Below are 22,602 nucleotides of genomic sequence, written 5' to 3'. Positions count from 1 at the left end.
CTGGCGTGGTGGTGTCTGGCCCTGCTGGTGGTTCTGCCACTCCGGTGGGTGCGCGTTTCCCTGCTGGTGACGCTGGTGAGGCGTTGGCTGTGGGTCGGAGCCTGGCGGGCGCAGTGGTTGACCGTGGGGTGACCGTCCTGGCGGTGCGTCTCGCGACGGATCCCCTCCCGGGTGGTGCCCCGTGGGCGGCGGCGTCGGGTGGGCGCTGTGCGGCGGTGCGGGGTTAGCCCCCGGTGAGCCCCAGACGGGTCCGTTCGGTGGGACCTGCTGTGGCCCGGAGGACGAGGGCCCGGAGGACGAGGGCCCGGAGGACGAGGGCCCGGAGAACGAGGGCCCGGAGAACGAGGGCCCGGAGAACGAGCCCTGCGGCGCGCGGGGTCCCGGCGAAGCCTGTGGTGGCCCCGACGGCGGTCCGGTGGGAGGGCCCTGGGGTTGGCCGCCTGGTGGGCCCCAGCCTGAACCGCCCTGGGGTTGGCCGGGAGGTGGGCCGATGGGAGGGCTCGGCGACTGACCCAGTGGTTGGCCGGGAGGCGGGCCCCAGCCAAGCGTCCCCTTGGGCGTGGTGTGCCCGGCCGGTGAGGGACCTGGATGGGCGGGCGCTGGTGTGCTCCAAGCGTTGCTCTGGGGCGGTCCTTGCGGGAATCCCCAGCCGGGCGGACGAGCGGGCTGTCCGTAGTTCCAGGTCACCGCCGATGACCCGGACGCCTGCTTGCGCTTGCTGATGATCAGCACAATCCCACCGATGAGCGCCGCGACGACCAGGGCGACGATCACGGCGACGACGAATGCGAAGGCCAACTCTGCTCCTGGAGCCATGACATGCCGGTGGAAAGGTACGCGGGGTGCCTCAAGTCGGACGTAAAAGTCTTTCTGCGACAAAACGGCAGCCACGCGGGCGCCACCCTACTCACCCGCGCCCGGCCGACGCCATGGGTCGCGAGGACAAGATTCGAGGACTGTGCCTACGGCTCGTCAGGCAGCGGGTGAGCGCGGATCTCGACGCGGTTCTTCCCCTGGCGTTTGGCGCGCAGCAACGCTTCGTCGGCGGCCGCCAGCAGCTGGGTCCGGGTGGCGCCGTGCCACGACTGGGCGAGCCCCGCCGTGATCCTGATCCGTCGCCCGGCGGGCAGGCAGTTCCACACCCGTTGTTCGATCCGCTGGCGCAGGCCGTCGATCAGGTCGTACGCCTGCCTGGCGGTGCGGTTGGGCAGCACGACCACGAACTCCTCGCCACCGAAGCGGGCGATGGCGTCGTCGGAGGACAGCGTGGACCGCATCTCCTGAGAGAGCTCACGCAGCAGATCGTCGCCCACGAGATGGGAAAGCTCGTCGTTCACGCTCTTGAAGTCGTCGATGTCGACGAATGCCACCGCGAGCGGTCGACCGGTCGCCGCCGACTCCACCAGGAGTTCGGGAAGCCGGATCTCGATCAGCCGGCGGTTGCCGAGGCCGGTCAGCGGATCACTGAGGTACGCCGCGGCCCGGCGACGCAGCTCGTCGCGGATCCGTTCGGAGTCGAGGCGTTCGGAGAATGACTGCATCCGCGCCCGGCGCTCCTCCCAGCGGTCGTGCACGAGGCGCCAGGTCAGCTGGGCGAACGCGTCGACGGTAGGTGTCGTGCCGTCGCGGGAGCGGAGCAGGTGGGCGTACTCCCAGTAGGCACGGGCGGCCACCACCTGCAGCCGGGGGAGCGTGTCGCCGACCGCGCAGGCCATCTCCGCCTGCTCGAGTGCCTGCCGTGAGTCGCCTTCGTTGGCGTACGCCCGCGCCATCGCGAGATAGCCGATCAGCATCGCTTCCTGGCGCTGCGTGGCGGCGACCGCGCCGATGTTGGCGCGGAGCTCCGGGAGGACAGACTCGCCTTCGCCGAGCATCGCCCGCGCTGCGCAGGCCTGGACGATGACCTCACGAGGCCAGTACGAACGTTCGATGACGTCGACGCCCGCCGGTGCCGCTTCGAAAGCCGTCAAAGTCCGCCGGTAGTGCTCGCGCGCCTCGTCGAGCTGGCCGATGAGTTCGAGCTCGGCTGCCCAGTTGAGCTGGAGCCAGCCGGAGTTGTAGGCGTACAACGTCTGGAGTACGGCGTCGGAGAGCGCTGTCGCCACGTCGTGCAGTCGTTCGAGCCACTGGGTGGCCAGCTCGTAGAGGTCGAGGCGGACCAGGACGAGGACGACCGCGTTGATGGCGTGTCCGACCGCGTAGCTCGGCGTCGTCAGCTCTTCGAGGAGAACGACCGAGCGGGCGAGTTCGTCGTAGGCCGGCTCGAAGCTGCCGCGGAGTAGCAGCGCCATCGCCCGGAGTCCGTGGCCCAACGACTCCCAGATCCGGTCGTCGAACGGTTCGGCGAGCCGGATCATCTCGACCGCCACCTCGTCGGCGCGGTCGTAGCGGCGCAGCTCGTGGAACGCCGCGAACCGGACGAATCTCAGCCACTGGGCGCGGTCGTGGGCATGCTGGACCCGGGCCTGCCCGAGGAGGACCTCGAGGTCGTCCAGGACCTGGCTGGCTTCTCCGGACTGGGCCCGGATCAGCAGTTCGGATATGTCGGAAAGCGCGGCAGGGCGCGGCTTCATCGGCCCCGACACGTTCCGCTCCCTGTCCAGCGGCGTGCGTGTCGGATCAGGCGCCCCGTGGTTCCCCCGGCCGGAACCATGAGTTCGGGTTCTCCCTCCATTGCCACCATCTGCGTAAGACCCGAGGACAGGCTATAGAGCAACCCTGGGGCGGGCGACGCGGGCAGCGGTCCCGGCCCCTGCGTACCCGAACGGCGCGCCGTCGCCCCAGGTGTCGGGCACCTGTCTCGCCGCCCTCGCTGCCGTCTGACCGGTCGACGGATCGGCGTCTGACCCGCGCTCACAGCCAGCTTCGACCATCGTCCGGCGCTGCTGTCAAGGCTAGCTTGACAGCAGTGACCAACGGCGCGTTTCGCCCGTCCTGGTTGAAGGTTCGCGACCACCGACCCGCTCTTCCTGGTGTTGTCATCGTGGTGCGCGGGTAGGGGTACGGGCAGCGTGCGAGGGGAGGTCATGATGCACTCCCGTCGGTCGTCTCCCGCGGTGCCTGACCGATTTCCGCTCGCGCTGGCGGGCCAACTGTCGGGCAGCGTGGCAGGCAAGGTCGTCACCTCGTTTCTCCAGCCGCTGCTGGTCGACCTGATCGCTCTTGTGTTGTATGGCAAGCAGGCACAGTGGCACCTCCACGGCCGGCATGTGCGCGCGATCCGGGAACCTCTGGAGCGGCTCATTGCCGATATACGGGTACGAAGCGACGACGTGGCGCTGCGCATGGTCGTGTTCGGCGCCTGCGTGGACGTGCGCCCTGCGACGGTGGCGACGACGACAGGCCTTCCGGACTTCCCGCCCGGTTTCGTCGGCGAGGACAAGACCATGGGTGCACTCATCGACCAGATCGACTCCGCCATCGCACGAGCCCGAAACGCACTGGGGCCGCTCGCAGCGATCGACCCGGTGAGCCAGACCATCGTCCTCGGCGTACTCACGAGCTTGGAGAAGTCGCGCTGGGAGTTCGCCGCGCAGGTACCGGCCGAGCCGTCATCCTTACCGTCTGACGAACCCTCCGACCAGCCGCACTCGCCGGAATGATCAGGTCACCTTCATCCCAACGCCAGTGCGCGCGCAGGATCGGGCCGTCCGGCTCCGTCAGCGGACTTCTGCCTCCAGCGTGACGGGCGCGTCGAAAGCGGCGCGGCGAGCCGCACGACGAAGCGACACGAGCAGTGGCCGCGCGGCCACCAGCACCAGCAGGACGTTGAGGACCGCGCGAGCGGCGTCCCAGCCGAGCGACGTCGTCGCGTAGAACACGGCGTAGTGGCTGAGGTTGGTGAGGATCGGCCCGCCGGGTACGAACGACGCACCGGCCGGCAGGAAGCTCGCGACCGGCCAGAACCACAGGTTGAGCAGGGCGCCATAGCCGAACCCGCACACGCCGGCGTAGGCCATGAGCAGCCAGCGCTCGGCCCATCCCGACGCCCGCGGCAGGCAGCCGGCGCCCAACCCCACCCACGCGAGCCCGAACATCTGGAACGGCATCCACGGACCAACGCCACCGGTGGTGAGCGCGGTCGCCAGCATGACGACCACCCCCAGTGCGAACCCGAACCCAGGTCCGAACACCCGTCCGGCGAGGATCAGCAGGAAGAACGCCGGATCGAACCCACCTGCCCCGGGATTGAGGGACTGCAGGGCAGCGCCCACGGCAGCGAGAACCCCGAGCATCGCCACCGCCTTGACGTCCATCCCACCGTCGGCGAGTTCGGCGTAGACGATCGCGACGACCAGCAGGAGTACGCCGATGAACAGGTACGGCGCATCGTGGCTGTGCTCACCCATGGCACTGGAAGCGTCGACCACGAACGGCCAGCCGAAGCCGATGAGCCCGACCACGCTCGCCAGCGCGAGAGCCAGGACCGAGCGCGGACGCAGGGCGATGACAGCCGTGCTGTTTCGGATCGTCATCTAGCGGCCTCCTGCACTCAGAGCGATCGTGAGGAGGACGGCGACGGAGGCGAGTTCGACGATCGAGCCGAAGACGTCGCCGGTGACGCCGCCGATCCGGCGTACGACGCGGTGCCGCCACACCTCCGCGACGGCGAGCCCGACGGCGGACCCGGCCAGCAGGCGGAGGGACGTCGCGGGCGCCCCCCACACGAGCGGGACAGCGGCGAGCAGCGCGGTCGTCACGGCGACACCGAGGAGCGCCGTGCGGTCGGCTGATCCGGCAACGAGGGCGCCGAGGCCGGAGGGTCTGGCCGAGGGAACACCGGTGCGGGCGGCCAGGACGACAGCGACTCGTCCGGAGTGTTCGGCGGCGACCAGGGCGAGTACGCCGACACCCGCCCCGTACGCCGTCGAGACCGTGGCAAGTGCCGCCACCTTGATCAGGACGACCAGGACGATGGCCAGGACACCGAACGCGCCGATGTCCGGCTTCCGCATGATCGCCAGCGCCTGCGCCGGAGGAGTCGCACTGCCGAGTCCGTCCACGGTGTCGGCGAGACCGTCGAGGTGAAGGCCACGGGTGGCGAGCGCCAGGACAGCAACGGCGAGTGCGGACCCCAGGACCGCCCCGGTTGCGTACGGAGCGAGGACCATGCTCGCGAACAGGGGTACGCCGGCGACCAGGCCGAGCCCCGCGCCGACGACAGGCAGCCAGCGGAGCGCCTGTGCGGCCAGCTGCCGGTCGAGGTGCCGCGCCGCACGTCGGGGAACTGGAATGGCCGTGAACAGAGCGACCGCGGTCGGAAAGCCCCAGCCATCCCGCCGTTCAGCCTGGTCCGTGGGTGCGCCGGCCGTTGGTTGGTCAGTGGGTGTACCGCCCGCAGGCTGGTCGCTGGGTGCGGCGTCCGTTGGTTGGTCAGTGGGTGTACCGCCCGCTGGCTGGTCGACGGTCATCGCAGCCGCTGGGGAATGCCGGCCGTCACCAGCCACACCTCGTCGGACTCTGCCGCGATCCTGGAGTTGAGCAGGCCGAGCTGGTCGCGGAACAACCGGCCCGAACGGGTCGCCGGGACGATCCCCGACCCGACCTCGTTGCTGATCGCGACGGCCGTCCGGGATGTGCTGCGCCAGGCCTCGACCAGGGCATCGACCTCTGCCGTCACCTTGGCCGCGGCATCGTCGGCGGCCATGCCCGCCGCACCGTCGGCCGTGTCCGGGTCGGCGTCGGCCGCGGCCGTGTCCGGGTCGGCGTCAGCACTGTCATCTCGCCACATGTCGTGGTCATCCATCGTGGCGGCGAGCCAGGTGCCCAGGCAGTCGACGACGAGCGGTTCGTTCGTACCGGTGGCCAGCAGTCCCACCAGGTCACGGGTCTCGACCGTCGTCCAGCGGGCCGGTCGCCGGTCGCGGTGGAGCTGGACGCGTTCCCGCCATTCCGGGTCGTCCGCTGAGGGCGCCGGTCCGGTGGCGACGTAGGTGACCGCGGCAGCCGACTCCACCATGCGTTCGGCGGTCGCCGACTTGCCTGAGCGCGCGCCGCCCAGGACGAGGATCCGACGCCGGATGCCGGGCGCCACGGCGTCGGCGTCGCCCTGCAGGTCCGCCAGCGTGGCGACCTCGTGCAGTACCCGGGCAGAGGCCTGGACGACCGGCAGCGCGAGAACCGCACCGGATCCCTCACCCAGGCGCATCTCCAGATCGAGGATGGCGGCTAGTCCCAGTGTCGACAGGGCAAGGCGGGCGCCAGGCTCGGCCGAGACGTGGCCCGCGATCAATGCCCCCGTCACCTCAGGAGCGAACGCCGCAGCCGCCAAGGCCGCCGCTCCCGCGACGACCCCGTCGAGAACGACCGGAACGCGTCCCGTCGCGGCGCCCAGCAGGAACCCGACCGTCGCCGCGTGCTCGAACCCGCCCACGGCCGCCAGGATCCCCAGCGGGTCGGCGGGATCGGGGTGATGCAGGTCCAGTGCGCGGCGTACGACATCGACCTTGACTGCCCAGGTGGCATCGTCGATGCCGGTCCCGCGTCCGGTCACGTCCTCGGGCGCAGCTGCGGTGAAGGCCGCGATCAGCGCGGCGGCCGGCGTCGTGTTGGCGATGCCCATGTCGCCGGTGAGCAGGCAGCGGCACCCTTCGGCGACGAGATCGGTCGCGGTGTGGATGCCGACCTCGATCGCCTGGGAGGCTTCGTCCCGAGTCATCGCGGGCCCGGTGGTGAGGTCGTGCGTACCGGCGCGGATTCGGCGTTGCGCCAACCCGGGCGCCGGGGGAAGGTCAGTCGCGATACCGACGTCGACGACCTGGACGCGGACGCCGGCCTGTCGCGCGAGCGTGTTGACGACGGCGCGCCCGGACAGGAACGTCGACACCATCGCGGCGGTGATGTCCTGCGGCCATGGCGACACGCCTTGGGCGTGGACGCCGTGGTCGCCGGCGAAGAGTGCGAGCCCGGCCGGTTCGGGCACAGGCGGCGGACATTGGCCGGCGAGACCGGCGAGCTGACGGCCGAGCTGTTCGAGGTGGCCGAGCGCACCACGGGGTTTGACGAGCCCGTCCTGGCGGAGCTGTGCGGCGGCCATGGCGTCACCGTCGAGCGGGCGGATCGCCTCGACGGTGCGGTCGAGCAGCGTCAGTCGTCCGGGCATCGGTGTCTGGCGTCCTCTCCACAGGAACGCCCACCAGCATGGCACGAGTGACGTGATCATGAAGACCCCGCCGACCCCCGCGGGCCGCCGTGGTCCTGCTGGTCGGGGATGCGCGCCGGTCGACGCCGGTGCCGCTCGCCGATGGGCTGCGTTTGGAGTGCAGAACGACGGTCGAATGACAGTCCCTTGTGCGCACGTGAAATGGCAGCGTCCCGGGCCGCACAGTGCCCTCCCGCGAGTCAAGACCCCGGGCAGGGATGTGGGAGCGGCAGGGTGGAGATCAGGTCAAATAGATGGACCGAAGCTCGGCGCGTCGGCGGTAGACCTCTTCACAGGGTGCGCCGCGTCGGCGAGCGCGTGCGACGCAGAGTTCGAGGCTCTGGCCGAGGCGGTCGGCTGCCGAGCCTCGCAACGATGAGATGTCTGCCCAGCGGGAGATGTGTTGCAGGAATGCCGATCCGTCGTCCCGGTCGCGGATCACTTGTTTGACCGCCGCGATCCACATCTTGAAGATCTGGGGCCAGTGGTAGTGCTGCGCGATGTCCGCGCCGGGTTCATGGTCCGAGCTCTCACCACCGATGTCGACGTGCCAGAAGAGCGGGTAGTTCTCCAGGTAGAGGGTCCGGACGTAGGTGTCGGGAAGCCTGTCGAGTCCCCACCCTGCGATCAAGGGTCTTCCGAGCGGGATGAGTAGACCGGGAAGTTTCGTGGCGAAGGCACGGTCCGACAGACCGTCGACGACAGCGACGAGATCGATGTCGGAGTACCGGTCCGAATGGTCGCCGCCGGCTCCGAGACTTCCGTACGGACGCACCTCAACCACGTGTGGCGACTGGAGTAGCAGGTCGCGGACAGCCCTCGCCAGAGCTGCTCGTCGGTCGAGGTCGTCGACGTGCTCTGATCCCACGGCTCGAGGCTAGCCTTTCAACCACTGCCATTTCGCTCTCGCGACCTTGTGCGGGGAACGTGACCAGAGAGCGCTTCTGTTCCCTCTTCGGCGTCGCGTGCCCTATCGTGGCTGCGCGGCCGATCACGCTGGCCGGTCTCCGAGCCGCACCCCACCCACGCTGGGTTGCGGTGACGAGGACAAGGGTCACCGACTCGCGTGCTGCGCGCCGCATGGGATTTGTCTCCGTCATCTGAGCCGGTGGGCGTGGGTCATCGGCTGAACAGGATGACGTCATGACACAGGACAAGGCCCGCAAGAAGGCGATCCGCGCCCGCGTCGCCGCGACCGGCGAGTCCTACACCAGGGCCCGTAGGAGAATTGCCGGTTCCCCGGGAAAGACTTCCCAACCACGTCGCGTCGCGGTCTTTGGCGCGGGGTACGTCGGTCTGGTGGCAGGGGCCTGCTTCGCAGAGATGGGTCACCGGGTCGTCTTGTGTGACATCCAGCCGGACAGGATCCGGCTGTTGCAGGCCGGTGAAGTTCCGATCTTCGAGCCTGGCTTGGGCGACCTCCTGGCCGGTAACAAGGAGCGGCTGTCGTTCACGCTGGAAGCTCAGGAAGCGGTACGTGACGCCGAGGTCGTGTACGTCTGCGTCGACACGCCTCCGACGGCGTCCGGTGATGCGGACCTGTCCCACCTCTGGGCGGTCATCGACGCGCTCGAGGAGGTGCGCTCGGATTACCTGGCCGCGCTGGTCATGAAGAGCACGGTGCCGGTCGGCACGGGGGAGCGCGTCCGCGCCGTGCTGCACGATGCCGGGCTTGCCCATGTCGGTTACGCGGCGAACCCGGAGTTCACCGCTGAGGGCCGGGCCGTGAGCACGTTCCTGCATCCGGACCGGGTGGTGATCGGCGCGGCGGACGATAGGACAGCCCGACTCGTGACGGCTCTGCACGAGGGCGTGGACGGGCCGGTGGAAGTGATGGACATCCCGTCCGCCGAGATGGTCAAGCTGGCCTCGAACGCGCTCCTGGCGACGAAGATCACCTTCATCAATGAGATCGCGACCGTGTGTGAGGCGACCGGTGCCGATGTCGAGACTGTGGCCAAGGGAATCGGCATGGACCCCCGTCTCGGTCCGCACTTTTTGAAGGCGGGGCTCGGGTACGGAGGCTCGTGCTTTCCGAAGGACTCCCGCGCGCTGCGCGCGATGGCCAGCAACACCGGCCATCCATTCCAGCTGCTCAGCGCGGTCATCGAGGTCAACGAACTGCAGCCGCGGCGGGCCATCCAGCGGCTGAAGAACGAGCTGGGAACCCTCAAAGGCCGCCGGATCTGCCTGCTGGGCATGACGTTCAAGGCCGGCACCGACGACATGCGCGAGGCACCCTCCACCGTCGTCGCCTCGCGGCTGCTTGCGGAGGGTGCCGACGTCCACTGCTGGGACCCGCTGGCCCGGCCCGCCGAGACCGAACCGTGGACATCGACGACCCGGCACGCAAGCCCGGGCGAGGCGATCGCTGAAGCCGACGCGGCGATCGTGGTCACCGAGTGGCCGCAGCTCAAGGACGTCGACTGGGCGGCGGCGCGGAACAAGATGCGCAACCCGCTGATCTTCGACGGCCGGAACCTCCTCGACCCGAAGCGAATGCGGGACACCGGCTTCACGTACATGAGCGTCGGTCGGCCATAGGGACCGCGCAGCGGTCCGTCCGGACGCCGGCGCACGTGGGGGTTCACCGCCGTGATTGATCATCGACGGCCTGCCGGGTTTGGCCGGATGCGAGGCCGGTAGGCCAGGATGGCGGTGTGATCGAGGTGAGTCGAACGCGGCGGCCGGTGCTGGCCGCGACTGTCCACGATCCGGGAGTGCCACTTCCTCGCGGCCCTGCAGAGGCAGGCCGTCCCGCTGCGCGACGTCTTCGGAGGATTCGGCGTCCTGGCCACTACCCCGACGTCAAGCGCTGTCATCTCGTTCCTCGAGGACGAGCTCGGCGCCACTGTCAGCCAGGCACCGCCGGCTGCTGAGCACATCGGGATGCATCGCCGAGAAGCGGTTCGGCTGGCCTCGACCCTCGACCCGTCGGTCGTCCTGTACTCCGATCTCGACAACGCCTTGCGTTGGATCGAGGCTGATCGAATCGAAGTCGAACGCCACCTCGAGGAGCTGCCAGCCGACTTCGTCGTGATCGGCCGTACCGACCGCGCCATGAACGCGTGTCCGAGACGTCTGCGCGACACCGAAGCAATCGTCAACCACATCTACCAGCTCGCCACCGGTCGGACCTGGGACCTGATGTTCGCTGTCCGTGCGATGTCGCCCGAAGCCGCCTCGGTCGTGGTCGAGCATGGCAGCGAAGACACGATCGCCAATGACGTGGAATGGCCACTGATCGTCGAGCAGGGTGGTCTGGGCGTTGCCTATCGCGACGCGGACGGGCTTTCGTACCGCATCCGGCAGGACTTCGATGCCGATGCCGACGACCACGATGATGACCCGATCCAGTGGGTGGCTCGGGTCGAGATCGCGAACCTGCACGCTCAGACTCTCAAGAGAATCCTCGACGCATGGCAGCCGGGCCGTCACGGTTGACATCAGCTGTGAACCGGCCGCCTGCCAGGTACTACGGCATGCTGCGCCTGCCCGTGGCCGAGTCGACGGCAGGCACACCGTCGTCGACTCCGACGATCAGGCAGGAGTGGTCCCGCCGCCGGCGCAGGTGGTGGACTGCCTCTTCGACAACGAACCGATCAACGTCCCGTCTTTCCTGGGTGGCTGGGGAGGTAGCCACCCATGGTGCGGAAGTAGTCCGTCGCCGGGAGTTCGTCGCCGTCGTCCGTACGTACGCGCCGAAGAACCAACCCGTGGTGGTGACCGCGCCGGGCGTCCGCACCCGCGACGATCACGACGCCATCACCCTCGCGGATGAAGATCCTCCCCGGAGTACCGCCGTAGCGCCCCTCGGACACTGAAGCCTCCACTACCCGCAGCCGCTTGCCGCGGTGGAACGTGAACGCGTTCGGATAGGGATCGGACTGCGCGCGTACGAGCCGGTCGTCTCCGGCCGGATCGATACCTACGACGTCGCCTGCCTGCACACCGAGCTCACCGACCCCGAACCGCTCGCGGCGTGGCCACCGATCGTCAACGCGAGACTCCGCGGCAGCGCCGAACGGCGCAACACAGGCGGCCAGCAGAACCACACCACGTAGAGGAGAAGGCAGGACCCATGACAAACCCGTTCGATGATCCCGACGGCACCTTCCACGTCCTTGTCAATGACGAGGGTCAGCATTCCCTGTGGCCTTCGTTCGTGGACATTCCCGCGGGTTGGACGCCGGTGGTCCAGGACGAGTCCCGCGAAACCTGTCTCGACTACGTGGAGGAGCACTGGACCGACATGCGGCCGGTGCCGCGGCGGTGGTGTTCGCGGCCCTGGCGCTCAACGCGTTCGCCGACGAACTGAGGCTGTGGGTCGTCTATCTGTGTGCCGCGGCGATCGGTGTCATCGACGGCATCAGCGAGACGGCGCTGCTGGCGATCACGCCCAACCTCGTCACCCCGGACCAGCTGGCGGCCGCTGGCGCGCTCACCGCCATCACCACGCAGTGGGGCACGATGGTCGGCCCGTCGGTTGGCGGCATGATCATCGCGGGGCCCGGTGTCGCCTTCTGTTACAGCATCACCTGCGTCGCCACGGTGATCCAGGTGTCACCGTCCGGGTTCGCCGTCGGCCGCCGACGGCGGTCGAGCATCGGCACCCGATCCGGGCGATGCGGGAGGGACTTTCGTTCATACGCCGGAATCGCGTCATCGCCGGGTTGCTCCTGATGGACGTGGCGGGCGGACTGTTCGCGTTGCCGTACGCGGTCTTTCCCGAGATCGGCGAGCGGGTCCTGCACGGCGACCCGCGCACGATCGGCCTGCTCTACTCGGCTCCTGCGGTCGGTGCGTTCCTGGGTGCGGCGTTCAGCGGATGGGTGGGTCGGGTCCGCCTGCCTGGCCGGGCGTTGACCGGGACGATGGCACTGTGAGGACTGGGCATGGCGGCATTCGGATTCAGCCGGTATCTCCCACTGGCGTTGGTGTTCCTGGGTGTCGCGGGTCTGGGGATGATTTTGTCCGAGATCCTGCAGCGCTCGTTGTTGCAGCGTCATACGCCTGACCACCTGATGGGCCGGGTGAGCAGTTTCTGGCTCGCGCAGGCAACGGTGGGTCCGGCCGCGGGGAGCGTGGTGGCAGGGGGTGCCGCCAGTGTGGTGGGGCCGAGCGCCGCGGTGGTGGTGGTGGTGGTGGTGGGTGGCCTGCTCTGCGCGTGTGTCGTGGTGCTCATCGCGGTGGCATTGCCCGGATTCCGCAGGGTGACGTCTGCCGGCGTGGTGGTGGAGGAGAGCGGCGACGGGACAGCCGAGGATGTGCTTGTAAGGTAAGGCTAACCATGCTTAGATGGCTGGCGGAGCCGCCGCGCAGGGTCGCCGGAGGCACGGGTGACCGGGTCACCCGTGCTCCGGACGAGGAATGTGGCCGGGGTGCACCAGGTGTGCTCACCGCAGGTGCGAGGAGTACGGCCGGGCAGCGGCACGTCGCTCAACATGAGGGAATGGTGGGTTCACCGATGGCGTATGCCGAATCGAAGTCGTTCGGCCGGCGGGGACTGGTGCTCGCTGCGTTGGGAGGTGCGGCCGCGTTCGGGCTTTCGGCGTGCGGACCTGACGACGACTCCACAGGTCGTACGCCGCAACGGTCGCAGCAGCCGACCACCCGCGACTTCAAGACCGCCGGTGGGACCACGGTCGAGATTCCGGCGCGACCTCGACGCGTCGTGTGCACGAGCTACCAGATGGCCGCACCGCTTCTCGACGTCGGATACACGCCGGCCGCGGCGGCGGAGATCCCGAACCTGGAGACCTTCATCTCAGGCGACGTCCTGACGAAGTACCAGGCATTACCCTCGATCGGTTCCTGGGTCGAGATCAACATCGAGAAGGTTCTTGCGGCAAAGCCGGATCTCATCCTCGTCAACGGCGTGCCGGGTTACACCGACCCCTTGATGAAGGAATACCCGAAGATCGCGCCGGCCCTTGTCCTCATGGCCGAGAAGACGTCGGACTGGACGAAGGTCGCGATCCAGGCCGCCGATGCGGTGGGGCGCAAGGCTGAGGCGGAGAAGCTTCGTACGCAATACACCGAGCGCGCTGCCGGACTCAAACGCGACTACGCCGACGTCCTCGAGCGGACGAAGTGGAGCATGCTCTATGAGGTCTCCTACGGCGAAGGTCAATGGTCACTTCTCTACCCGGACGGTTGGATCGGCGTCATCCTGCAGGACATCGGGGTGCGCTTCGGCCACGCGACCATGGGCCAGACCGGCACCGGCAAGGCGTACTCCCTCGAACAACTCACGCTGATCGACGACTCCGACGTCATCGTCGCGCAGGCCGACAACACCGGTGCGCTGGTCAAGCCGATGCGTGCGCTCACGGGCAAGCCTGGCTGGGAGAACCTCCAGGCCGTCAAGGCGGAGGCGGTGTTCCCGATGCCGAACTTCTACACCGTGAGCTACAGCAGCGCGCTCGCCGTGCTGGACACGCTCGAAGGCATCCTCACAAAGCTGCGCTCCCGGCCCTCCTGATCGCGATCCTCCCGTCGCTGGGTGCAGGGTCTCATCATCCAATGGGTTCGCTTATGAGGGGCGCCCTATTCCAATGCGGTGGCGCGTGAGGGCGGCCCTCATCCGATCCGGTGGCGGGAGGCCGCGGGGATCACCAACGGGGTACCGGTCTCGGGGTCGTCGATCACCCGGCAGGCGAGGCCGAACACCTCCTCCACCAGGTGCGCGTCCACGATCTCCCGCGGATCTCCTTGTGCCACAAGAGATCCGCCCCGCATGGCGACGAGATGCGTGGCGTACCGGCAGGCCTGGTTGAGATCGTGGAGGACGGCGACGAGCGTCCGACCATCCCGGTGCAATCCGGCGCACAGGTCCAGAACCTCCACCTGGTGGGCGATGTCGAGGTAGGTCGTCGGTTCGTCAAGAAGCAGGATCGGCGTCTGCTGGGCCAGCACCATCGCGAGCCATACCCGCTGCCGCTGGCCACCGGAGAGCTCGTCGACGAGCCGGTCCGCGAGGTCGTCGACGCGGGTGTCAACCATGGCTTGCGCGACGACGCGTTCGTCGTCGGCGGACCACTGGCGCAGCAACCGCTGATGCGGATAGCGGCCACGCGCCACCAGGTCGGCCACCGTGATGCCGTCGGGCGCGTGAGATCCCTGCGGCAGCAGCCCGAGCCGCCGCGCAACCTCCTTCGAACGCAGGGACTGGATCGACCGCCCGTCCAGGTAGACAGTTCCGTGGCGCGGCGCCAGGAGCCGGGCCAAACCACGCAACAGGGTCGACTTTCCGCAGGCGTTCGGGCCGACGATGACCGTGAACGAACCATCCGGGATCGACACTGTCAGGTCATCGGTGACGAGCCGGTTGTCATAGCCGAGGCTGACGGCTTCGGCCCGCAGGCGATCTCTGGCCGGCTGGGGCGGTTCGGTCATCGCGGTCCCTTCAAGCCTGTCAGCCCTTCGTACGCATGCTTTCCCACGCCTTCTCACCACCGACCGGATCGCCACTGGGTCGCCAACAGAAGGCCGAGGTAGACGCCGCCCACGGCACCGGTCGCGATGCCGACGGGAAGCTGCGTGGGCGCGAACAGTCGCTGTGCCGCGAGGTCACTGATCGCCAGCAGCAGCGCGCCCGTCAGCGCGGACGTCACCACGATCGGCCCGGTCGCCCGGGTCAACCGCTTCGCGATCTGCGGCGCGGCCAGCGCCAGGAAGATCACCGGCCCCGCGGCGGCTGTCGCCACCGAAGCGAGCGCCGTGGCGAGGACGAGAAGGCCAGCGCGCACCCGCCCGGTACGTACGCCGAACGCGCGGGCGGCCTCGTCGCCCAGGTCGAGCAGGCGAAGCGCCCGGGCGAGGACCAGTACCAGCGGCAGCAGGACCGCGAGGGCGAGCGCCAACGGTCCGGCGTACTCCCACCCGCGCGCGTTGAGGCTGCCGATCAGCCACGCCTGGGCGACCTGGGCACGTTCCAGGTTGGCACGGGCGAGCAGGAAGTTGTTGACCGCGAGCAGCATGGCGGCGAGCCCGATCCCGACGAGCACGAGCCGGTAGCCGTGCAGGCCGCGACGCCAGGACACCACGAGGACGAACGCCGCCGTTGCGAGACCGCCCGCGACAGCTCCGAAGGCCAGCTGCGTGAAGCCGCCACCGATGACGAGGATGACCAGCAGGGCGCCGGTGGCGGCTCCCTGCGTACATCCGATGACGTCCGGACTGCCGAGCGGATTGCGGGTGAGGTGCTGGAAGACGGCGCCGCTGGCCGCGAGCGCCGCTCCCACCAGCACGGCGGTCACGAACCTCGGCAGGCGCAGGCCGCGGACGGCGTAGTCGTACGCGGGGACCAGGCTGGTTCCGTTGAGGCTGCGGACGACGTCGGCGAGGGGCACATGGAAGTCGCCGACGGCGAGGGCGACCGCTCCGGTGCCGGTCAGCGCAGCGACGAGCACCGCCACAACGGCGAGCGTGCGGACGTGCACGCGCACCGACACCTGGGGACGCTCGCTGCGCAGCACCAGCGTGCCTGACGACGTGCGTACGACGGTCACAGCGCGGCGATCCTTCGCCGGCTCACCAGTGCGATGAACACCGGACCGCCCACGAACGCGGTGACGATGCCGACCTGCACCTCGCTGGGACTCACCACGACCCGACCGATGACGTCGGAGACCAGCAGCAGGAGGGGTGCGAGAACCATGGCGTACGGAAGGATCCAGCGGTGGTCGGCACCGACCAGGCGCCGGGCGGCGTGTGGGACGGCGAGGCCGAGAAACGCGATCGGTCCGACCGCCGCCGTCGCCGCTCCGCAGAGCAGCACGACCGCCACCGCCGAGATCGCGCGGGTACGGATGACGTGGGCGCCGAGGGCCCGGCCGGCGTCCTCGCCGAGAGCGAGCGCGTTGAGCGCCCGCGCCAGGCCCAACGCCAGCATCGCGCCCAGTGCGAGAAAGGGCAGGAGCGGAACCAGCGTCCCGGCATCCCGGCCGGCGAGCGAGCCGACGATCCAGAACCGGAACTCGTTGAACGCCTCGGGATCCAGCGTGATCACCGCCTGCGTCACGGCGACGCAGGCGAAGGCCACGGCGGTGCCGGCCAGAGCGAGGCGGACCGGGTTGACGCCTCCCTGGCCGGCCGAGCCCAGGGCGTACACGACGACGGCCGCGAGGGCCGCTCCGGCGAACGCGAACCACACGTAGCCGGAGAACGCCGAGACGCCGAAGACCGAGATCACCGCGACGACGGCCGCAGCCGCGCCTGCGTTGATGCCGAGAATCCCTGGATCGGCGAGCGGGTTGCGGGTCAGCGCCTGCATCAGGGTGCCGGCGAGGCCGAGCGCGGCGCCCGCGGCGAGGCCGAGCAGGGTACGCGGAAGGCGCAGTTCCCGGACGATCTGGTGGTCGGTCGAGGGGTCCGCGTGGTGCAGCGCGTCGAAGACCACGGCGGGGGAGATCGGCTTCGCTCCCACCATCAGGCTGAGCTGGGCAGCGAGCAGCAGCAGGACGAGAAGGGCGAGAAGGCCGGCGACCCGGGCGGTACGCGAGTGCGCCGCACGCCGGACCCTGGTCACCAGGTAAGGCTAGCCTAAGCCGCGGGGCGGCATTGTTGACGCTTCACCTGGTCGGGTGTTCCACCTGCGCAGGAGTTCGCCGGGTCCTCGATGGTCAAAGGACCGCACCACGGGGCGTCACTTCGACGGAGGCCACCCCACGGCCGTACAACACGACGAGGCGGTCACCATGGCGGGTACGCAGCACACCGGTGTCCTGGGCGAGCCGGGAGATCACGTGCTCGACGACCTGCTCCGAGTCCGTGACCTCAGGTTCCTCATAGGTGAGATCCAGCTGCGCGCCGCTGAGCAGCCGTACCCGCAGAACAATCGATGCCATGTCTCAGCACTCTAGAGTGGCCGGCGAGGTATGTCGCCGGGCTCGCTGACCTTGCCGACCGGTCACGAGAGTGCCCGCTGGGGCGCGCGGATGCTGGCTCCGGTCTCGTGCAGGTAGGCGAGGATCTCGCGGTAGGAGCGGATCAGTCCGGTGTCGTGGTAGGCGATGCCGCGTTCGCGGCAGAACGCTTGGACCAGGGGTTTGGCGCGGCGCAGGTTCGGCATCGGCATGCTGGGAAACAGGTGATGCTCGATCTGGTAGTTCAGCCCGCCGAGGGCGTGGTCGACGAACCATCCGCCGCGCACGTTGCGGGAGGTGAGGACCTGCTTGCGCACGAAGTCGAGTCGTTCCTCCAGCAGCGGCATGCCCTTGTGGTTCGGCGCGAACGAACAGCCCATGTAGAACCCGAAGACGGCCTGGTTCACGGCGAAGAAGGCCAGCGCCTTGCCGGGCGAGAGCACCAGGAACAGTGCCGAGAGGCAGCCGGTCGCGTGCACCGCGAGCAGGAACATCTCGACTCCCGGGCGCTTGACCTCGCCGCGCCACAGAGCGCGGATACCGGAGCCGAACAGGGCGAGTCCTTCCAGCAACAGCAACGGGAAGAACAGGAACGCCTGCCAGCTGGCGAAGGTCCTGGAGGCGATGCCGCGTCGCTGGCTGGCCTGGTGTTTGGTCCAGGCAATCCCGCCGACGCCGATGTCAGGATCATCATCGACGTGATTGGGGTTGGCGTGGTGGCGGGTGTGCTTTCCGATCCACCAGCCGTAGCTCAACCCGATCCCGAGGTTGCCCAGGGCGAGCCCGACCAGCCGGGCGCGGCGCTTGGACGCGAACACCTGCTGGTGCCCGACATCGTGGGCCAGGAACGCGATCTGGGCGAACACCACCGCGAGTCCCGCCGCGACAAGCAGCTGCCACCACGAGTCGCCCACCCCGAAGAACGTTACGCCCGCCGCGGCGAACAGCCCCAGCATCACCGCGAACCTCACCGCATAGTGTCCAGGACGCCGATCAAGCAGCCCTTCCCCACGAATCCGGCGTGTCAACGCGGCGTAGTCACTACCGCCTCCCGTGGATCTGTCTGCCGGTTCGCCGCGTCGGGCTCGTGCGGTCGCCCCGCCCGGTCCGGCCGACGCCGCGCTCATGCCTCACCGCCGTCCGCCGGGTCTGCTGCATCCCGGGCGACGGCTGCCGCGGCTTCGGCGAGGATCTTCGGTGCGGGCGTGGTGTTCGCGGCCTGTGTGGCGAGGTTCATCGCTGCCTCGGCGACGGCGGGGCTCGTGGCCGAGGGAATCACCAGCAGGTCGACCCGGTACTTCTCGGCGCACATCACCGTCAGGAGCGCGTCCGGTTGGGTCGTGAACCAGCTGAGTCGGATGGTGCGGTCCGCGACCCGGATCTGGCGCGGTCGGCTGTCCCAGCCGTTGATGCCGAGCATCACACTCGTCACCGCGAGGAGACGATCGTCGACGGCGAGGATCAGCCCCGGCAGTTCGGCGTACGGATCGATGGATCGGGGCCACCAGCCACCGTGGACCAGCGACTGACGTGACAGGGTGGGTGACCACTGCACGCGTGGTGCCGGCGGGGCGGGCGAGGCAGCCGCGGGATGCTGGCCGCCACGCTTCTGGCCACCATGCTTGTAGCCACCATGGATGAACGTCACCGCGGTCCACCTTTCCGAGGCCGAGAGGCCTCTGGTGCAGGCGTCGCCCGCGGCCACAGGCTGAGTCTGTACGTACGGATATCACGAGACTACGCGGCAAGGCTTCCGAGAACCACCATTCTCGGAAGTAGAATCCGCGGCGTGAATGCTGTAAGGGGACCTCGGTACGCCGTGACCGGACGCCGCCGGCGCGGACCCGTGCCGCTCCCGGCCGCCCTGGAGTCTGCCCACGCGATCTACGTCGCCGAGCTCGCCCAGGCGCCGCTGTCACCGGAGTCCCGGCGGACTTATGCCTCCAAGGTCCGCCAGTACCTCGTGTGGCTGGACTCCTGGCTGCATGCTACGGATGCCGGCGGCGACCCGCTCTCCGACCCGGCCGTCAGGGACCGTGCTGTGCGGGAATGGCGTACCCACCTGGTGACCGTGGCCGGCCTCGCTCCGGCATCGATCAACAACGCGCTGAGTGCCGTCGACGATCTCTACATCCGGCGCGGTATGGGGCGGGCGGCCGCTCAGCGGGTCGACGTGACGGCACCCCCGCCCCGCGCACTCGACGAGCAGGCCCAGCTGTGCTGGCTACGCGCCGTCGAGGCTCATCCGTCTGCGCGGGACCGGGCCCTTGCAGCCGTACCCTTCTATGCCGGTGCCCGGATCGCCGAGACCGTCCGGCTCGACATCGGCGACGTCGAGATCAGGGGCACGGCGGGTCTTCTCCGGATCCGTAACCACGGCGGCTCCGTCGGCACAAGGATCCGCGAGGTCCCCGTTCACCCCAAGCTGCGCGACGACCTTCGGCGCTGGCTCACCGAACGCGCGGACTGGCCGGGTGGCCGCAGCACTCCGGCGCTGTTCCTCAACCACCGCGGAAGCCGGCTCACGGTCCGCGGAGCGCGCGACATCATCGCCCGCATCGCCGCGGCGGCGGGCCAGAGCGACGCGATCACCGCGCACGTCCTGCGGCACACGTTCGGCACCAACCTCGTCCGCGGAGGTACCGACCTCGTCCTGGTCGCGGAGTTGCTCGGCCATGCCCGGTTGGAGACGACCCGCAGCTACACCGAGCCGTCGGCGACCGACCGGACCGAGGCACTGAGGCTGCTCCCGGAGCCGGGCGGCACCAGTCGGCGCGGGGCACGGGATCGACGGTCGTGAACGCGGAACCTGCATCGAGGATCGCTCAGCGGTTCGCCATGGGCCGGCGTACGGCTGGTTGGACCTCGGCGGCGAACAGCCGCATCGACCGCAGCGCCTGCTCGTGGGTATGGCCGGGAAGCCTTGCCCAGAAGGCGAACTGGTCGAACGGAACCTGTCGGTGGAGCTCGACCAGCGCGGCGGCGACGGTGGCGGGGTCGCCGACCAGGTAGTCCGCGCGCCGCAGCCGGCTACCGGTGGGCGCGGGCACCGGTCGATCCGCGGGCGCCTCCAGCAGTGAGCGCCATGGGCAAATGCTGGCGGAAGTCGTGGCAGAGCCCGAAGGTAGGAGTCGGCCTGCCTGCGTCGTCCACGCCATGTCCTCCCCTGTGGCCAGTCTGGAAGATGTTACCTCAGAATGATTGACATTGTGAAAACCAACGATTTACTAACTGCCATGACTGACGAGCGCAGACGATCAATTCTGGCAGAGGTGGCTCGAGGCAATCTGACGACGGACGAGGCCGAACTTCACCTCGCCGCCCTCGACGACACCGAACCCACGGTCGCCGAACCCACGGTCGCCGAACCCACGGTCGCCGAACCCACGATCCCGCTACCCACGGTCGCCCAGCCCGCCGATGCCCAGCCCACCCACGCCTCATCCGCGCATGTCCCATCCGCGGAGGGCAGCCAAGATGAGTGGCCGGCGCTCACCGTCCGGGGTCAGCTGTCCGGTGGTGGCATGGTCGAAATCGCCGGCGACACCACGGCCACCGAGGCTCGCATGGAGGGTCCGAACAACTGCACCGTGCGCCACAACGGCAGTCTGACCGAGGTCTCCGGACAGGTGGGCGATGAGGGGATTCTCGTCGTGCCCGCGAACGCCGATCTCGACATCGAGGTCAACAGCGGCGAGGCGCGGCTCATTGGGCTTCGCGGCGTCCTGCGTACCCGTCTCAATGTCGGCGACGCCGTCGTCAAGTGCGCCCTCACCCGCGGCCACTCGACCATCGACGCCAACGCCGGTGACCTGCGGATCGTGCTTTTCCCCGAGTCCGACGTACGCGTGGTGGTGCGGTGTGCCGCGGACATCGGCGTCGACCAACGCCTGCACAAGGTCGGCCGTGGCGAGTGGACCCTCGGCGAGGGCACCGCGCGACTGGAGGTCACCGGCAACCTCGGCTCGGTCGCGATCGGTACGGAACGCTGATGGCGAAGGCACGCACCTACCCTCCGCCGCAGAGCTGCCCGACCTGCCAGGAACCGCTGTCGGTTGCCGGCCTCAGGTGTGAGCACTGCGAGACGGAGGTGCGCGGACACTTCCGTCACTGCGACTTCTGCTCGCTGGACGACGCGCAGCGCGACCTGCTCCGCGTCTTTCTCGCGGCGAAAGGCAACACCAAGGAGCTCGAACGCCACCTCGGTGTCAGCTACCCCACGGCCCGGGCGCGGCTGGAGGACCTCCTCGCCGCTCTCGGGATAACGCCCCGCCCACCGGACCGGCCGGCTGACCGGCGTCAGCTCCTCGACGCAGTTGCCCGTGGTGAGCTCGACGTGGACGTCGCCCTCGACGAGCTCAGCCCGCGCCGGAGTCGATAGACCCTACGCAGCTCCCCTTGTACGAAGCGGCCGGTGACACCTGCGTACGCGGAACTCGGCGTGGCGTCCGAGCACTGGCGTGGGTAATGTCGGAGACGTGCCGCACCGGTAGCGGCCTCCATTTCCCAGACAAGCGCCGTCGAGCGCTGATTTTCATGGAGGTCCGCTGATGTCTTCCATCCAGGTGCGTCCGTTCCGCCGTAGTGATCGCGAGCAGCTCACCACCCTGGTCAACCGGCACATTCAGGCCGTCATCCCCGGCATGTCGGTGTCGGTGAGCACGGTGTTGAATCAGCTCGAGCGGGAGCCCGGTGAGGCCATCGTCGATCCGTGGGTCAGAGAACGCACGACCCTGGTCGCCTACCAGCACGAGCGTCTGGTCGCGGCTGCCCATCTGCTCCGCTACGCCGATGATGACCGGGTGAACGTGGGCTACCGCGACTCCGGTGAGATCCGCTGGATGGTGTGCTGGCCGCCGGACTTCCCGTGGAACGACGCCACGGCCGCCGGTGACACGCTCGCGGCGGCCTGCCACGCGCAGTTCGACCGCTGGCAGGTGAGCGGCCGGTCTGCCGACGGGTCGCTCCCGGCGCCGTCCATCTACGGCGTACCCGCGCAGTGGCCGCACATCCGCGCGATCTACGAACGCGCCGGATTCGTGCATGCAGGAAAGACCGAGGTGGTCCTGCTCGCCCGCGTCGAGGATCTCCCTCGTGCCGGCGAGCCGCCCATCACCGGTCTGACAGCGCGGCGTTCGCTGGGGATCAACGGCACCCGGTTCTCCGCCTACCTTGGCGAGGAAAGGGTTGGCTACATCGAGGTCGAGAACCTTGCTGACGCCGGGCGGGTGGCTCGGCACGACGGCTGGGCCGACATCGGCAATCTCCACATCCTGGAGGCCTACCAACGGCAGGGGATCGCGACGTGGCTGTTCGGGCTCGTGGCCGAGTGGCTGGATCTCGCCCGGGTCGACCGGCTGCTGGAGTACGCCAAACCTGAGCAGGTGGCCGAGTTGGCACTCTTCCACCGGCTGGGCTTCGTCGAGCTGACGAGAACCGCTCGCGGGTTCGACGTGAAGGACAACTGAGCGGACGCCGGGTTTCTCGCGCTTGACCTTGACCTGATCCCGGAGCCGATCGGTGCGCGGGTTGCGCCGAGGCCGGGATGGCACAGCTGTATTGACACGGACCTGCACCGGCCATAATCTCGCC

Annotated in this window: 25 protein-coding genes; 12 read left to right on the top strand and 13 right to left on the bottom strand. The window is 69.0% G+C overall.

Annotated elements, in window-relative coordinates:
* Positions 1–962 precede the first annotated feature (962 nt).
* Positions 963–2,585: a GGDEF domain-containing protein gene (locus tag ABN034_RS12340; RefSeq protein ID WP_349691142.1), complete on the bottom strand. Its 1,623-nt coding sequence runs from the start codon at positions 2,583–2,585 to the stop codon at positions 963–965.
* Positions 2,586–3,056: 471 nt separating this feature from the next.
* Between ABN034_RS12340 and ABN034_RS12335 the strand changes: the two genes are divergently transcribed.
* The gene (locus ABN034_RS12335) at positions 3,057–3,602 is read left to right on the top strand and encodes a ferritin family protein (RefSeq protein ID WP_349691141.1); all 546 of its coding nucleotides are present in this window, start codon (positions 3,057–3,059) and stop codon (positions 3,600–3,602) included.
* 57 nt (positions 3,603–3,659) lie between these two features.
* On the opposite strand, the gene ABN034_RS12330 is transcribed toward ABN034_RS12335, so the two are convergent.
* From ABN034_RS12330 to ABN034_RS12315, 4 genes are all read right to left on the bottom strand, one after another.
* Positions 3,660–4,475, bottom strand: a complete 816-nt coding sequence (locus ABN034_RS12330; protein WP_349691140.1) for an ECF transporter S component — start codon at positions 4,473–4,475, stop codon at positions 3,660–3,662.
* Positions 4,476–5,411, bottom strand: coding sequence for an adenosylcobinamide-GDP ribazoletransferase (locus ABN034_RS12325; RefSeq protein WP_349691139.1), 936 nt, complete (start codon positions 5,409–5,411; stop codon positions 4,476–4,478).
* Positions 5,408–7,102: a nicotinate-nucleotide--dimethylbenzimidazole phosphoribosyltransferase gene (gene cobT / locus ABN034_RS12320; protein ID WP_349691138.1), complete on the bottom strand. Its 1,695-nt coding sequence runs from the start codon at positions 7,100–7,102 to the stop codon at positions 5,408–5,410. The genes ABN034_RS12325 and cobT overlap by 4 nt, the downstream gene beginning before the upstream one ends.
* Positions 7,103–7,382: 280 nt before the next feature.
* Complete coding sequence (locus ABN034_RS12315) at positions 7,383–8,009, bottom strand: hypothetical protein (protein ID WP_349691137.1); 627 nt, start codon at positions 8,007–8,009, stop codon at positions 7,383–7,385.
* 275 nt (positions 8,010–8,284) lie between these two features.
* On the opposite strand from ABN034_RS12315, the gene ABN034_RS12310 reads away from it, so the two are divergent.
* Positions 8,285–9,685, top strand: coding sequence for a UDP-glucose dehydrogenase family protein (locus ABN034_RS12310; RefSeq protein ID WP_349691136.1), 1,401 nt, complete (start codon positions 8,285–8,287; stop codon positions 9,683–9,685).
* A gap of 345 nt (positions 9,686–10,030) precedes the next feature.
* Positions 10,031–10,585, top strand: coding sequence for a hypothetical protein (locus ABN034_RS12305; RefSeq protein WP_349691135.1), 555 nt, complete (start codon positions 10,031–10,033; stop codon positions 10,583–10,585).
* Between the two features lie 158 nt (positions 10,586–10,743).
* Here the strand turns inward: ABN034_RS12305 and ABN034_RS12300 are convergent, their stop codons facing one another.
* A complete protein-coding gene (locus ABN034_RS12300) occupies positions 10,744–11,196 on the bottom strand; it encodes a hypothetical protein (RefSeq protein ID WP_349691134.1) in 453 nt (150 codons plus the stop codon).
* Between the two features lie 26 nt (positions 11,197–11,222).
* Between ABN034_RS12300 and ABN034_RS12295 the strand changes: the two genes are divergently transcribed.
* The 5 genes from ABN034_RS12295 to ABN034_RS12275 are packed head-to-tail and all read left to right on the top strand — an operon-like array spanning position 11,223 to position 13,625.
* Positions 11,223–11,459: an MbtH family protein gene (locus ABN034_RS12295; RefSeq protein WP_349691133.1), complete on the top strand. Its 237-nt coding sequence runs from the start codon at positions 11,223–11,225 to the stop codon at positions 11,457–11,459.
* Positions 11,414–11,824: a hypothetical protein gene (locus ABN034_RS12290; protein WP_349691132.1), complete on the top strand. Its 411-nt coding sequence runs from the start codon at positions 11,414–11,416 to the stop codon at positions 11,822–11,824. Before ABN034_RS12295 ends, ABN034_RS12290 begins: the two co-directional genes overlap by 46 nt.
* A complete protein-coding gene (locus ABN034_RS12285; protein ID WP_349691131.1) occupies positions 11,824–12,027 on the top strand; it encodes a hypothetical protein in 204 nt (67 codons plus the stop codon). Before ABN034_RS12290 ends, ABN034_RS12285 begins: the two co-directional genes overlap by 1 nt.
* Before the next feature lie 9 nt (positions 12,028–12,036).
* Positions 12,037–12,423 (top strand): MFS transporter, encoded by a 387-nt coding sequence (locus ABN034_RS12280; protein WP_349691130.1) that lies wholly within the window; start codon positions 12,037–12,039, stop codon positions 12,421–12,423.
* Between the two features lie 8 nt (positions 12,424–12,431).
* Positions 12,432–13,625: an ABC transporter substrate-binding protein gene (locus ABN034_RS12275; RefSeq protein WP_349691129.1), complete on the top strand. Its 1,194-nt coding sequence runs from the start codon at positions 12,432–12,434 to the stop codon at positions 13,623–13,625.
* Between the two features lie 98 nt (positions 13,626–13,723).
* Here ABN034_RS12275 and ABN034_RS12270 read toward each other — a convergent pair whose 3' ends face one another.
* From ABN034_RS12270 to ABN034_RS12245, 6 genes are all read right to left on the bottom strand, one after another.
* On the bottom strand, positions 13,724–14,539 hold the full coding sequence (locus ABN034_RS12270; protein ID WP_349691128.1) for an ABC transporter ATP-binding protein: 816 nt from the start codon (positions 14,537–14,539) through the stop codon (positions 13,724–13,726).
* 53 nt (positions 14,540–14,592) lie between these two features.
* A complete protein-coding gene (locus ABN034_RS12265) occupies positions 14,593–15,654 on the bottom strand; it encodes a FecCD family ABC transporter permease (protein WP_349691127.1) in 1,062 nt (353 codons plus the stop codon).
* A complete protein-coding gene (locus ABN034_RS12260) occupies positions 15,651–16,673 on the bottom strand; it encodes a FecCD family ABC transporter permease (RefSeq protein WP_349691126.1) in 1,023 nt (340 codons plus the stop codon). Before ABN034_RS12260 ends, ABN034_RS12265 begins: the two co-directional genes overlap by 4 nt.
* Before the next feature lie 94 nt (positions 16,674–16,767).
* The gene (locus tag ABN034_RS12255) at positions 16,768–16,992 is read right to left on the bottom strand and encodes a hypothetical protein (protein ID WP_349691125.1); all 225 of its coding nucleotides are present in this window, start codon (positions 16,990–16,992) and stop codon (positions 16,768–16,770) included.
* Between the two features lie 62 nt (positions 16,993–17,054).
* A complete protein-coding gene (locus tag ABN034_RS12250; RefSeq protein ID WP_349691124.1) occupies positions 17,055–17,966 on the bottom strand; it encodes a fatty acid desaturase family protein in 912 nt (303 codons plus the stop codon).
* 167 nt (positions 17,967–18,133) lie between these two features.
* The gene (locus ABN034_RS12245; protein WP_349691123.1) at positions 18,134–18,658 is read right to left on the bottom strand and encodes a DUF5994 family protein; all 525 of its coding nucleotides are present in this window, start codon (positions 18,656–18,658) and stop codon (positions 18,134–18,136) included.
* 141 nt (positions 18,659–18,799) lie between these two features.
* Here ABN034_RS12245 and ABN034_RS12240 point away from each other — a divergent pair, with 141 nt between their 5' ends.
* Positions 18,800–19,810: a tyrosine-type recombinase/integrase gene (locus ABN034_RS12240; RefSeq protein ID WP_349691122.1), complete on the top strand. Its 1,011-nt coding sequence runs from the start codon at positions 18,800–18,802 to the stop codon at positions 19,808–19,810.
* Positions 19,811–19,835: 25 nt separating this feature from the next.
* Here ABN034_RS12240 and ABN034_RS12235 read toward each other — a convergent pair whose 3' ends face one another.
* Positions 19,836–20,060: a hypothetical protein gene (locus ABN034_RS12235; protein WP_349691121.1), complete on the bottom strand. Its 225-nt coding sequence runs from the start codon at positions 20,058–20,060 to the stop codon at positions 19,836–19,838.
* Positions 20,061–20,246: 186 nt separating this feature from the next.
* Here ABN034_RS12235 and ABN034_RS12230 point away from each other — a divergent pair, with 186 nt between their 5' ends.
* From ABN034_RS12230 to ABN034_RS12220, 3 genes are all read left to right on the top strand, one after another.
* Complete coding sequence (locus ABN034_RS12230; RefSeq protein WP_349691120.1) at positions 20,247–21,002, top strand: hypothetical protein; 756 nt, start codon at positions 20,247–20,249, stop codon at positions 21,000–21,002.
* Positions 21,002–21,391, top strand: a complete 390-nt coding sequence (locus ABN034_RS12225) for a DUF2089 domain-containing protein (RefSeq protein WP_349691119.1) — start codon at positions 21,002–21,004, stop codon at positions 21,389–21,391. The genes ABN034_RS12230 and ABN034_RS12225 overlap by 1 nt, the downstream gene beginning before the upstream one ends.
* 169 nt (positions 21,392–21,560) lie before the next feature.
* Positions 21,561–22,478 carry a GNAT family N-acetyltransferase gene (locus tag ABN034_RS12220; protein WP_349691118.1) on the top strand — a complete coding sequence of 306 codons (918 nt, stop codon included), beginning with the start codon at positions 21,561–21,563 and terminating at the stop codon, positions 22,476–22,478.
* Positions 22,479–22,602 lie beyond the last annotated feature (124 nt).

This window comes from Actinopolymorpha sp. B11F2 (genome assembly GCF_040195635.1).
In the GTDB taxonomy this organism is placed as follows: Bacteria; Actinomycetota; Actinomycetes; order Propionibacteriales; family Actinopolymorphaceae; genus Thermasporomyces.
Note: the sequence above shows the minus strand (reverse complement) of the source record. Positions and strands in the feature narration are given on the sequence as shown.